Here is a 12456-nt window from a genome sequence, read left to right as displayed (position 1 = left end):
GTGGAGGCAGACCGTGGCGGACCAGCTCACTCCGGAGACCCCGGGGGACGAAGCGGACGAGAAGCCGATCCAGCAGCGGAAGAACGGCCTGTACCCGGGCGTGTCCGACGAGCTGGCCGAGAATATGAAGAACGGCTGGGCCGACACCGAGCTGCGCGGCCTCGAGCCGATCGCCCAGTCCGGCCACACCGCCGACCGCCGCGCCGCGCTCTCCCGGCGCTTCCCCGGCGAGCGTCTGGTGATCCCCGCGGGCAACCTGAGGACCCGCTCGAACGACACCGAGTACAGCTTCCGCGCCTCGACCGAGTACGCGTACCTGACCGGCGACCAGACCGAGGACGGCGTGCTCGTCCTTGAGCCCACTGGTGAGGGCCACGAGGCGACGATCTACCTGCTGCCCCGCTCCAACCGCGAGAACGGTGAGTTCTGGCTGTCCGGCACCGGCGAGCTGTGGGTCGGCCGCAGGCACTCCCTGGCCGAGGCGGAGCAGCTGCTCGGGCTGCCCGCGAGGGACGTCCGCGAGCTGGCCGCCGCCCTGGCCGATGCCACGGGTCCGGTCCGCTGCGTACGGGGTCACGACGCCGCCATCGAGGCCGCGCTCGCCGACAAGGTGACCGCCGAGCGCGACGAAGAGCTGCGTGTGTACCTCTCCGAGGCGCGCCTGGTGAAGGACGCGTTTGAAATCGCGGAGCTTCAGAAGGCGTGCGACTCGACCGCCCGCGGTTTCGAAGACGTCGTCAAGGTGCTCGACAAGGCCGAGGCGACCAGCGAGCGCTACATCGAGGGAACGTTCTTCCTGCGCGCCCGCGTCGAGGGCAACGACATCGGCTACGGCTCGATCTGCGCGGCGGGCCCGCACGCCACCACCCTGCACTGGGTGCGCAACAACGGCGAGGTCCGCTCCGGCGACCTGCTGCTCCTCGACGCCGGCGTGGAGACCAACGAGCTCTACACCGCCGACATCACCCGCACCCTGCCGATCAACGGCACCTTCTCGCCGCTCCAGCGCAAGATCTACGACGCGGTGTACGAGGCCCAGGAGGCCGGCATCGCGGCGGTGAAGCCGGGCGCCCCCTACCGCGACTTCCACGACGCGGCCCAGCGCGTGCTCGCCGAGCACCTGGTCGCGTGGGGCCTGCTCGGCGACCTGGACGTCGACAAGGTCCTCGAACTGGGCCTCCAGCGCCGCTGGACCCTGCACGGCACCGGTCACATGCTCGGCATGGACGTCCACGACTGCGCGGCCGCGCGCACCGAGACGTACGTCGGCGGCGACCTGGAGCCGGGCATGTGCCTGACGGTCGAGCCGGGCCTGTACTTCCAGGCGGACGACCTGACCGTGCCCGAGGAGTACCGGGGCATCGGCGTCCGGATCGAGGACGACATCCTGGTCACCGAGGACGGCAACAAGAACCTCTCCGCCGCGCTGCCGCGCCGCGCGGACGAGGTCGAGGCGTGGATGGCCCAGGTCAAGCAGGCCTGACCCCGCTCCACTCGTCGCCCGGGGGCGCGCCGCTCAGGACACCTTGAGCAGCGCGCCCTCGCGCCATTTGAGGATTTTGTCGAAGCTGACCACCGCGCCCCGGCCGGGCCGGTTCCTGAAGTGCACGTGGTCGGCGAGCTGTTCGATCAGACCGAGGCCCCTGCCGTGCTCGGCGAGGCAGCCGGTCCTGGCGGGCGCCGTGGTGGTGCGCCGGGCGCGCCGGACGGGAAAGCCCGGGCCCGAGTCGGCGACCTCGATGCGGCACTTCTCGCCGTCGAGATAGGCCGTCACCCGGTACGCCGCCGATTCACCCCCCGACACCGTGTCCCCACCGTGCTCGACCGCGTTGGCACAGGCTTCGGTGAGGGCGACCGACAGGTCGTAGGAGACGTCGGGATCGACCCCGGCGCTCTCCATGGCGCCGAGCAGAAGACGACGGGCGAGCGGCACGCTCGCGGCCTCGCGCCGCAAGTGCAGAGACCACCAGATGCTCATGCTCCAGCCTCCTGGCTGCGGCGCTGCGGCTCGTCAGGGCCCTTCTCTCCACGGGCGCAGTATTGCCGCAACCACTCACTCGTAAGCGCCCTCTTGACGTGATGGCGCCCGTTCGGCGGATGTACGCGCCCCGCACGCCGGTGTAAAGCCCCCTGAACCTCCTCCTCCGTATCGCCCGATCGGCAGGAAAGATCACGCCCTACCGGCCGTCCCCCGCCAAAGGCGACCTTTGGGACCTGACGTATGGGGCGGGTAAGCGCAGTGCGATGATGGCCCCGCCATGTCTTCCCTCCACGCCCCAGCAGGCGCCGGGCTCCGGCTGCTCAGGGCCGCGGTGTTCGCCGCGGTCTGCGTCGTGCTGTCCGCGATGGGACACGCCATGGCGGCCTGCGCGAGCGTGCCGTGGTGGACGCTGCTAGCCGGCTTCCTGGGACTGTTCGCGGTCGTGGCACCGCTCGCCGGGCGGGAACGCTCCCTGTCCTCCATCGCGGGCGCCCTCGCGGCCGGCCAGCTCGGCCTGCACACCCTGTTCGGCGTCGGCCAGCACACGGCGGCCGCCTCCGGCGACGGCTCCACCGGCGACCTGCCGCTCATCCGGTTCGCGGGGCACCTGCTCTGCGGCGCGGGCGCGACACCGCTCAGCGCGACCGACGCCCGGCGCATCGTGAGCGACGCGGGCATCGACCCCGCCAGGATCGCCGACACAGGCCACGCCACCGTGCCCGGCACGGCGCGGATGGCCGACCTGATGCCCGGCATGACCATGGGACCCGGCGGGACCTCGGCCCACTCCGCGTCCCTCGCCGCGTCCCTGCTGCCCTCGCTCCCCATGCTGCTGTGCCACCTGCTGGCGGCGCTGGTCACGGGATGGCTGCTGCGGCGCGGCGAGGCCGCCCTGTTCGGTGCGGTGCGCCTGGCCGCCGAGTCCGTCACGATCGCGGCCGAGACCGCCTCCGTACGCTCCTTGCGCCGCGCCCTGTCCTTCGCGCGCGCCCTGTGCGCCGGGCTCCTCGCGGCCGAGGGCCAGGGCCCGCGCGTCCCCCTCGCCGGCCCCCGCGCGACACCTCCCCTGCCCGGGGCGGCACTTCAGCACTCGGTGATCAGGCGAGGGCCGCCCACGGCGTACGCCCTCGCGGCCTGAACGCGGCCCACTCCCCTCACGTACCGCAGGAGTGGTGTCGCGGGGCCCCGCGCACCCGTGCGCGGTGGCCGTCCCCACCCTTTCTGCTCACTGGAGTGTCACTGCCATGAACGCCTTCCGTTCGCGTACCCGTATCGCCCTCGTCGGCTCCCTCGCCGCCGGTTCCGTCCTGCTGCTGTCGGGAACGGCCTTCGCCCACGTCACCGTGCAGCCCGAGGGAGCGGCCGCCAAGGGCGGTTACGCGGTCGTCGACTTCAAGGTGCCCAACGAGCGCGACAACGCCAAGACCGTCAAGCTCGAGGTCGACTTCCCGACCGACCACCCGCTGGCGTCCGTCATGCCGCAGCCGGTGCCGGGCTGGAACGTCGAGGTGACCAAGTCCAAGCTCGACAAGCCGCTGACCGTGCACGGCAAGCAGATCAACGAAGCCGTCACCAAGGTGACGTGGAGCGGCGGCGCGATCGAGGCCGGCCAGTTCCAGAAGTTCCCGCTGTCCATCGGCTCCCTGCCCACCGACACCGACCAGCTGGTCTTCAAGGCGCTCCAGACGTACGACAACAACGAGGTCGTGCGGTGGATCGAGGAGGCGAAGAAGGGCGCGGCCGAGCCCGCGAACCCCGCGCCGACCCTCCAGCTGACCGCCGCCGCGGGCCAGGGCGGCGCGGCCCCCGCCGCCGACAAGAGCGCCAACGCCCAGAAGACCGCGGCCGCGTCCTCGTCGGACACCGACAACACCGCGCGGATCCTGGCCGTCGTGGGCATCGTCGTCGGCGCCGCCGGCGTGGCCTTCGGCGTGTTCGCCGGCCGGCGCCGCTCCGCGTAATCGCCCTGCACTCCTTCCACCGGAAAAGACCGGAACATCACCTCATGCGCACCAAGACCGCGCTGACTGCCGCCGCCCTCGCGGTGGCAGCGGCGCTCACCCTGACCGCGTGCGGCAGCAGCGGTGACGGGGGCTCGAACAGTCCCCTCGCCGATGTCTCCGCCTCCGCGAAGACCCAGGCCGCGACCGTGCTCGACCGGCCGTTCGCCAAGCCCGACTTCGTCCTGACGGACACCAACGGCAAGAAGTTCGACTTCCGCGCCGAGACCAAGGGCAAGCCGACGCTCATCTACTTCGGCTACACCAACTGCCCCGACGTCTGCCCGCTCACCATGGGCAACATCGCCGTCGCCAAGAAGTCGCTGCCCAAGGCCGACCAGGACAAGCTCCAGGTCGTCTTCGTGACCACCGATCCCGAGCGCGACACCCCCGCCTCGCTCGGCAAGTGGCTCAAGGGCCAGGACCCGTCCTTCATCGGTCTGACCGGCGACTTCGCCACCATCCAAAAGGGCGCCCGCTCGATCGGCATCGGCATCGACCCGGCCACCAAGGACAAGGACGGCAAGGTCGTCTCGATGCACGGGGCCCAGGTCATCGCCTTCTCCCCCAAGACCGACCAGGGCTACGTCCTGTACGGCGAGGACGCCACCGTCGCCGACTACACCAAGGACCTGCCGAAGATCATCAAGGGGGAGAACCCGTGAACCGCCGCACCACCCGCACCGCCCGCTCCGCCGTCGCCGCCCTCATAGCCCTGTCCGCGGGACTCGCCCTCGCGGGCTGCTCCGACAACGCCGAGGCCAAGCCGAAGCTCCAGGTGAGCGACGCGTTCATGCCGCTGCCCACCAGCGACATGGCCGGCGGCTTCCTCGTCGTCAAGAACGACGGCAAGACCGCCGACAAGCTCACCAAGGTCACCAGCGACCTGTCGGACGACGTCACGATCCACGCGACGAAGGACCAGAAGATGCAGGAGGTGAAGTCCTTCGACATCCCCGCCGGCGGCGAGCTGGACCTCGAACGCGGTGGCAGCCACATCATGTTCATGGGTCTGAAGAAGAAGCCGAAGCAGGGCGACAAGGTCGCCGTCGAGCTGCACTTCGAGAAGGCCGGCACCGTCAAGGTCGACCTTCCGGTGAAGGAAGCCACCTACAACCCGAAGCACCACTGAGGCGTTCCAGAGGGACTTGAGGCACTGACATGACGGCCACCGCCCCCCGCCTTCGGACCACCGCGAGCAGGCCCCTGACCCGGCTGCTGCTCGTCACGGTGGCGCTGCTCGGCGCGCTCCTCGCGGGCGCCGTGCCCGCGTCCGCGCACGCCGCACTCACCGGCAGCGACCCGAAGGACGGGGCGGTGGTCGCCACCGCCCCCGCCCAGGTCGCCCTCACCTTCTCCGAGGGCGTCGCCCTCGACGCCAACTCCATCCGCGTCCTCGACCCCGCAGGCAAGCGCTCCGACACCGCCGAACTGGTCAACCTGTGCAGCGGCGACATCGTCAAGTACGGCGTACGGCTGCGCACCGGCATCCCCAACGGCACCTACACCGTGGCCTGGCAGGCGATCTCCGCCGACAGCCACCCCGTCTCCGGCGCCTTCACGTTCTCCATCGGCGCCCCCTCCGCGACCGCCGCCGTCCTGCCCGACCAGGAGGCGGGTGGCGGCCTCGTCGGCGCCCTGTACGGCATCGCGCGGTACGCGGCGTACGCCGGTTTCGTGCTCCTGGTGGGCGGCGCGGCCTTCGTGCTCGCCTGCTGGCGCCGGGGCGCGGGCGCGGCCCCGGTGCAGCGCGTCGTCGTCGGCGGCTGGCTCACGATGACGGCCGCCACGCTCGCGATGCTCCTGCTGCGCACCCCCTACACCGGCTCGGGCAGGCTCGCGGACGCCTTCGACCTCAACGGGCTGCGGGCCGTCCTCGAGACCAAGCCGGGCGCCGCCCTCGTCTCCCGGCTGCTGCTGCTCGGCGCCGCCGCCCTGTTCGTCGCCGTCCTGTTCGGCGCGTACGCCAAGCGCGAGGACGAGCATCAGAAGGCCGAGAAGCAGGACCTCACCTTCGGCCTCGCCGTCGGCGGCTCTGTGGTCGCCGCCGGACTCGCCGCGACCTGGGCGCTGGCCGAACACGCCTCCACTGGGCTACAGCCCGGCGTCGCCATGCCCGTCGACGTGCTGCACCTGCTGGCCGTCGCGGGCTGGCTCGGCGGACTCGCCACCCTGCTCGTCGCCCTGTACCGCGCCCCGGACATCGAGCGGGCGGCCGTACGGCGCTTCTCACGCCTCGCCTTCGTCAGCGTGAGCGTCCTCGCCGCGACCGGCCTGTACCAGGCCTGGCGCCAGGTCGGCACCTGGCCGGCGCTCACCGACACCACCTATGGGCGGCTGCTGCTTCTCAAGGTCGCTCTGGTCGCCGTCATGCTCGTGGCCGCCTCCCGCTCGCGGCGCTGGACCGCGAGCCTGTCCGAGCGCGCCGCGCCGCCCGCCGAAACCACCGAACCCGCCGAAACCACCGTGATCGCCGAGCAGCGCGCGAGCGAGCCCGAGCCCGTCACCGTCCCCGACGACGGCAAGGACGCCAAGCGGGCCGCCCAACTCGCGCGCCAGGCGGCCGCGATGAGCACCGCACGCGAAAAGCGGGCCCGCGACGCCGACACCGGGCGCAGCGGCCTGCGCCGCACGGTCCTCGCCGAGGCGGGCGTCGCCGTGGTGCTGCTGGCCGTCACGACCGTGCTGACCTCGACCGAGCCCGCCCGCACCCAGGAGGCCGTGGACCGGGCGAAGGCCGGAACGCAGATCGCCGTCGCGGACCGGCCCGTCGACATCCGGCTGCCGTTCGACACCGGCGGCCCCGGCGGCAAGGGCACCGCCGAACTCACCCTCGACCCGGGCCGCACCGGCGCCAACGACCTGAACGTCTCTCTGACGGACCCGGCGGGCAAGCCGAAGGACGCCCCCGAGGTGAAGGTCGCCTTCACGCTGGCCGCCAAGTCGGTAGGACCTCTGCCCGTCGTGCCCGACCGCGTCGCCGCAGGACACTGGAGCGCGAGCGGAGTGCAGCTTCCGATGGCGGGCGACTGGCAGATCTCGGTGACCGTACGCACCTCCGAGATCGACGAGACGACCGTGGACAAGAACGTCAAGATCGGCTGAGTAGAACTGACATGAGCGAGACCAAGAACGCCGCGCAGGCCAAGTCCGCCCAGACGGCCACGCCCGCCAAGGCCGGCACCTCCGCCGAGAAGACCGAACGGGACCCGGCCGCCACCGGACCCGCCGTGGACATCTCCCGGCGCAGACTGCTCGGCACCGTGGGCGGGGTGGGCGCGGCCGGACTTGCTCTGGGCGCGGTGGGCGGCGCCGGCGTCTACGCGGCCGTCGAAACCCCGGACGACACCAGCCCGTTGGCGTCGGTCGGCGCCACGGAGGTGATGTTTCACGGGAAACATCAGGCCGGGATCAGCACCCCGCTCCAGGCCACCGGCCATCTGATCGCCTTCGATCTGGCCCCCGGCGCCGGGCGCAGGGAGGCGGCCGCCCTGATGCGGCGCTGGTCGCAGACGGCCAAGGCGCTGATGGCGGGCGAGGTCACGGGCAGCGGCGACACCGGCGTCGCCCTGGACGCCGGTCCCTCCTCGCTGACGCTCACCTTCGGCTTCGGCCACAGCTTCTTCGACCGTACGGGGCTCGCCGACCGGCGTCCGGCCCAGCTCGACCCGCTGCCCGACTTCTCCTCCGACCAGCTCGACCCCCAGCGCTCGAACGGCGACCTGTGGGTGCAGATCGGCGCGGACGACGCGTTGGTCGCCTTCCACGCGCTGCGCGCCATCCAGCGGGACGCGGGCACCGCGGCGAAGGCGCGCTGGCAGATGAACGGCTTCAACCGCACCCCGGGCGCGACCAAGAAGCCCATGACCGCCCGCAACCTGATGGGCCAGATCGACGGCACCGGCAACCCCAAGGTCTCGGACGCCGACTTCGAGCAGCGCATCTTCGTACCGGACTCCGGTCAGCCGGCGTGGATGGCGGGCGGCTCCTACGCGGTCGTCCGCCGCATCCGGATGCTGCTGGACACCTGGGAAAAGCTGCCGCGCGCCGAGCAGGAGCAGGTGATCGGCCGCAGGAAGGCGGACGGCGCCCCGCTCACGGGCGGTACGGAGACGTCGGCGATGCGGCTCGACAAGTTCGGCCCGGACGGCAAGCCCGTCATCCCGGCCAACGCCCATGCCCGGATCGCCGCCCCCGAGCAGAACGGCGGCGCGGCCATGCTGCGGCGCGCCTTCTCCTACCACGACGGCGTCGGCGCGGACGGGTCCCCGGACGCGGGACTGCTCTTCGTCTGCTGGCAGGCCGACCCGCTCAGGGGCTTCGTGCCCGTCCAGCGCAAGCTCGACCGGGGCGACGCGCTGTCGGCGTTCGTGCGGCACGAGTCGAGCGGTCTGTTCGCGGTGCCGGGCGGGCCCCGGCCCGGTGAGTACGTGGGCCAGCGGCTCCTGGAGTCGTGACCCGCGCCGAGGGGCCCTCCTCGCCGGCGAACGGGGGCGGAGGAGCCGCCTCGCCGTCAACACCGGGGCGGATGGACCGCTTTCACCGGCAAACCTGGGCGGATGGACCGCTTTCACCGGAACGCGGGCATCGCGCGAAGCGACGGGTGTGCGCCGCGCCGGGCCATTAGTGTGACGTGCATGTCCGCCACGCGATACACCTATCTGGGTCCCGAAGGCACGTTCACCGAGGCCGCTCTGCGCACCCTGCCCGAGGCCGCGACCCGCGAACTGGTCCCCATGGTCTCCGTGCCGGCCGCCCTGGACGCGGTGCGCAACGGGGAGGCGGCCGCGGCGCTCGTCCCCATCGAGAACTCGGTGGAAGGCGGCATCACCACCACGCTCGACCAGCTGGTCTCGGGCGAGCCGTTGATGATCTACCGCGAGGTGCTGCTCTCCATCAAGTTCGCGCTGCTGGTCCGCCCCGGGACCCAGCTGGCGGACATCAAGTCGGTCACCGCGCACCCGGCCGCCCAGCCCCAGGTGCGCAAGTGGCTGCGGGCGAACCTGCCGGACGCGCTGTGGGAGTCGTCCGCGTCCAATGCCGACGGTGCCCGGCTGGTGCAGGAGGGGCGCTACGACGCGGCGTTCGCGGGCGAGTTCGCGGCGGCGACGTATGGCCTCGAACCGCTGATCACCGACATCCACGACGCCGTGAACGCGCAGACCCGCTTCGTGCTCGTCGGGCGCCCGGCCCGTCCGGCGGCGCCGACCGGCGCGGACAAGACCTCGGTGGTCATCTGGCAACGTGAGGACCACCCGGGCGCACTGCTCGAACTGCTCCAGGAGTTCGCGGTGCGCGGCGTCAACCTGATGCTGCTCCAGTCCCGGCCGACCGGTCAGGGCATCGGTAACTACTGCTTCGCCATCGACGCCGAGGGCCACATCTCGGAGCGCCGGGTGGGGGAGGCGCTGATGGGGCTGCGCCGGGTCTGCCCGGAGGTCCGCTTCCTCGGTTCGTACCCGAGGGCCGAGGTGACGCTCGACGACGTACGGCCGCCGAGGCCGGGGACCTCGGACGCGGAGTTCGTGGAGGCGGCCGAGTGGCTGGCCCGCTGCCAGGACGGCCGCCCGTAGGCACCGGAAGCGGGTCGTCCCCAGCTTCGCGGGCGTCCCGGCGTCCGGTCCTACCTGCTGATTTTCGCTGTCCACAGAGTTATCCACAGACCCGCTTCTCGACCTGTGGGTAAGTCGACAACGCAATCGGACACAGTCGACAAATCCCTCTAGTGACGACACATCAGTCCACAGGTCACCAGGGCATCCTCTGTCACCCCAATTCCGTTGATCAACTCTTTAGAGCGAGCAATTCCCACCCGAATGAGTGGGTGTAAGGGGTTTGAGAGAGGAATCCCGAGCCCGCACGCGGTTTTCGGAATGGCCACTTCCGCAGTCCACAGATCTCCCACACAGCCTGTGGATAAGTTTCCGGTCGCGTCCACCGCTGTGGACAAGTCCGGTGCACCGCAAGGGAGTCGGTCAACGAGTGTCCGGAAAGCGCCTCTTTTCAGGGAATAGCGACGCTTTCCTTGACCCCTGCTCAGGAATGGCGGACGCCAGCATCCCTAATTAGGTCAATCCGGACAAAGCGCCACGCTGATGCGGCACGCTGGGGATATACCGGTGGGGCGGCGGGAGTGCGCACCGGTAGCCTGGAGGGGTGATTGACCTTCGCCTGCTCCGTGAGGACCCCGACCGTGTTCGCGCCTCCCAGCGCGCCCGTGGAGAGGACGTCGCCCTCGTCGACGCCCTGCTCTCCGCCGACGAGCTGCGCAGGTCCTCGGGCCTCCGCTTCGACGAGCTGCGCTCCGAGCAGAAGTCGCTCGGCAAGCTCATCCCCAGGGCCACGCCGGAAGAGCGCGCCGAGCTCCTGAAGAAGGCCGAGCAGCTCAAGACCGACGTGAAGGCCGCCGAGGCCGCGCAGAACGAGGCCGACGAGCAGGCCAGGCAGCTGCTCCTCCAGCTCGGCAACATCGTCCACACGGACGTGCCGGTCGGCGGCGAGGAGGACTTCGTCGTCCTGGAGACGCACGGCACCATCCGCGACTTCGGCGCCGAGGGCTTCGAGCCCAAGGACCACCTGGAACTCGGTGAGGCGCTGGGCGCCATCGACGTCGAGCGCGGCGCCAAGGTGTCGGGCTCGCGCTTCTACTACCTGACCGGTGTGGGCGCGCTCCTGGAGCTGGCCCTGGTCAACGCCGCGATCGCGCAGGCCACCGAAGCCGGCTTCATCCCGATGCTGACGCCGGCGCTGGTGCGCCCGCGCGCCATGGAGGGCACCGGCTTCCTCGGCCAGGCCGCCGAGAACGTGTACCACCTGGAGAAGGACGACTACTACCTGGTCGGCACCTCCGAGGTCCCGCTCGCGGCCTACCACATGGACGAGATCCTGGACGCCGACAAGCTGCCGATGCGCTACGCCGGCTTCTCGCCGTGCTTCCGCCGCGAGGCCGGCACCTACGGCAAGGACACCCGGGGCATCTTCCGGGTCCACCAGTTCGACAAGGTCGAGATGTTCTCCTACGTCCACCCGGACGACGCCGAGAACGAGCACAAGCGCCTCCTGGACTGGGAGAAGCAGTGGCTGACCGCGCTCGAACTGCCCTTCCAGGTCATCGACGTCGCCACCGGTGACCTCGGCGCGTCGGCCTCCCGCAAGTTCGACTGCGAGGCGTGGATCCCGACCCAGGGCAAGTACCGCGAGCTGACCTCGGCCTCCAACTGCGACGGCTTCCAGGCCCGGCGCCTGTCGGTCCGCATGCGCGACACCAGCGACGGCAAGAGCAAGGTCACTCCGCTCGCCACCCTGAACGGCACGCTGTGCGCGGTCCCGCGCACCATCGTGGCGATCCTGGAGAACCACCAGCAGGCCGACGGTTCGGTGCGCGTGCCGGCGGTGCTGCGCCCCTACCTCGGTGGCCGCGAGGTCCTGGAGCCGATCGCCAAGTGAGCACCGCCGGGGAACGCCGGTTCCCGTACCAGCTGATCGCGACCGACCTCGACGGGACGCTGCTGCGCTCCGACAAGACGGTCTCGCGGCGCACCCGTGACGCGCTGGACGCGGCCACCGCGTCGGGCGCCGCGCACATCGTGGTGACCGGCCGCTCGGTGGCCTGGACCCGGCACATCCTCGACGACCTCGGGTACGACGGGCTCGCGGTGTGCGGGCAGGGCGCGCAGGTCTACCACGCCGGCGAGCACCGGCTGCTGACGTCGGTGACGCTGGACCGCCAGCTCGCCGGGCTCGCCCTGTCCAAGATCGAGGCGGAGATCGGCCCCGTGGCACTGGCCGCGAGCCGCGACGGGCTCGACGGGGACGTTCTGATCGGCCCCGGCTACCAGGTCCAGGAGGGCCCGCTCCCCTACCACCCGGTCGACGACATCGCCGAGCTGTGGGCGGCCCCGCTGAACAAGGTCTACATCCAGCATCCCGGGTACGACGACGACGCGCTGGCCGGGATCACCCGGCAGGTGGTCGGCAGCCTGGTGGGCGTGGTCATGGCGGGGCCGGGCGTCGTGGAGCTGCTGCCGCTCGGTCTCAGCAAGGCGACCGGGCTCTCGCTGGCCGCGCGCCGGCTCGGCCGCAAGGCGGCGGACACCATCGCGTTCGGGGACATGCCGAACGACATCCCGATGTTCGGCTGGGCCGCGCACGGGGTGGCGATGGCCAACGCCCATGACGAGCTGAAGGCCGTGGCCCACGAGATCACGGCCTCCAACGACGACGACGGCATCGCCGTGGCGCTGGAGCAGTTGCTCGCCCGGTGAGCACGGCGGGCCGGCGCGGTGCGCTCGCGGCCCGCGCGTGTAAGGGGCGTCCGCCAATGGCGGGCGCCCCTTACACGTCGCCTCCGTACGTAGTCAGGGGCGGCCTCGCGCGGACGCGCGCTCGAAGCGGCCGCCCCTGTGCGGCCGCGCACGGACGGCCGGCCGGAGTCGTCGGTGCTGCTCCGGTGCCGGTCTCGCGCCACCCGCGCCC

General features: G+C 71.4%; 11 protein-coding genes. 10 read left to right on the top strand and 1 reads right to left on the bottom strand.

From position 1 onward, the window contains the following. Window positions 1-13: 13 nt before the first annotated feature. The gene (locus tag ABR738_RS21090) at window positions 14-1483 is read left to right on the top strand and encodes an aminopeptidase P family protein (protein ID WP_350231547.1); all 1470 of its coding nucleotides are present in this window, start codon (window positions 14-16) and stop codon (window positions 1481-1483) included. Between the two features lie 33 nt (window positions 1484-1516). Here the strand turns inward: ABR738_RS21090 and ABR738_RS21085 are convergent, their stop codons facing one another. Further along, window positions 1517-1978, bottom strand: a complete 462-nt coding sequence (locus tag ABR738_RS21085; RefSeq protein WP_350231546.1) for an ATP-binding protein — start codon at window positions 1976-1978, stop codon at window positions 1517-1519. Window positions 1979-2258: 280 nt separating this feature from the next. Here ABR738_RS21085 and ABR738_RS21080 point away from each other — a divergent pair, with 280 nt between their 5' ends. From ABR738_RS21080 to ABR738_RS21040, 9 genes are all read left to right on the top strand, one after another. Next, window positions 2259-3119, top strand: a complete 861-nt coding sequence (locus ABR738_RS21080; protein ID WP_350231545.1) for a hypothetical protein — start codon at window positions 2259-2261, stop codon at window positions 3117-3119. Window positions 3120-3225: 106 nt separating this feature from the next. Further along, window positions 3226-3942: a YcnI family copper-binding membrane protein gene (locus ABR738_RS21075; RefSeq protein ID WP_350231544.1), complete on the top strand. Its 717-nt coding sequence runs from the start codon at window positions 3226-3228 to the stop codon at window positions 3940-3942. Window positions 3943-3986: 44 nt separating this feature from the next. After that, window positions 3987-4646, top strand: coding sequence for an SCO family protein (locus ABR738_RS21070; RefSeq protein ID WP_350231543.1), 660 nt, complete (start codon window positions 3987-3989; stop codon window positions 4644-4646). Continuing rightward, window positions 4643-5113, top strand: a complete 471-nt coding sequence (locus ABR738_RS21065) for a copper chaperone PCu(A)C (protein WP_350231542.1) — start codon at window positions 4643-4645, stop codon at window positions 5111-5113. Before ABR738_RS21070 ends, ABR738_RS21065 begins: the two co-directional genes overlap by 4 nt. A 29-nt stretch (window positions 5114-5142) precedes the next feature. Beyond that, window positions 5143-7086: a copper resistance CopC/CopD family protein gene (locus ABR738_RS21060; RefSeq protein WP_350231541.1), complete on the top strand. Its 1944-nt coding sequence runs from the start codon at window positions 5143-5145 to the stop codon at window positions 7084-7086. Between the two features lie 11 nt (window positions 7087-7097). After that, the gene (gene efeB, locus ABR738_RS21055) at window positions 7098-8438 is read left to right on the top strand and encodes an iron uptake transporter deferrochelatase/peroxidase subunit (RefSeq protein ID WP_350231540.1); all 1341 of its coding nucleotides are present in this window, start codon (window positions 7098-7100) and stop codon (window positions 8436-8438) included. Window positions 8439-8618: 180 nt separating this feature from the next. Then, window positions 8619-9554, top strand: coding sequence for a prephenate dehydratase (gene pheA / locus ABR738_RS21050; protein ID WP_350231539.1), 936 nt, complete (start codon window positions 8619-8621; stop codon window positions 9552-9554). A gap of 583 nt (window positions 9555-10137) precedes the next feature. Then, window positions 10138-11427 (top strand): serine--tRNA ligase, encoded by a 1290-nt coding sequence (serS, locus tag ABR738_RS21045; RefSeq protein WP_350231538.1) that lies wholly within the window; start codon window positions 10138-10140, stop codon window positions 11425-11427. Further along, complete coding sequence (locus ABR738_RS21040; RefSeq protein WP_350231537.1) at window positions 11424-12245, top strand: HAD family hydrolase; 822 nt, start codon at window positions 11424-11426, stop codon at window positions 12243-12245. The genes serS and ABR738_RS21040 overlap by 4 nt, the downstream gene beginning before the upstream one ends. Window positions 12246-12456: the final 211 nt, after the last annotated feature.

Source organism: Streptomyces sp. Edi4, assembly GCF_040253615.1.
Lineage (GTDB): Bacteria > Actinomycetota > Actinomycetes > Streptomycetales > Streptomycetaceae > Streptomyces.
Note: the sequence above shows the minus strand (reverse complement) of the source record. Positions and strands in the feature narration are given on the sequence as shown.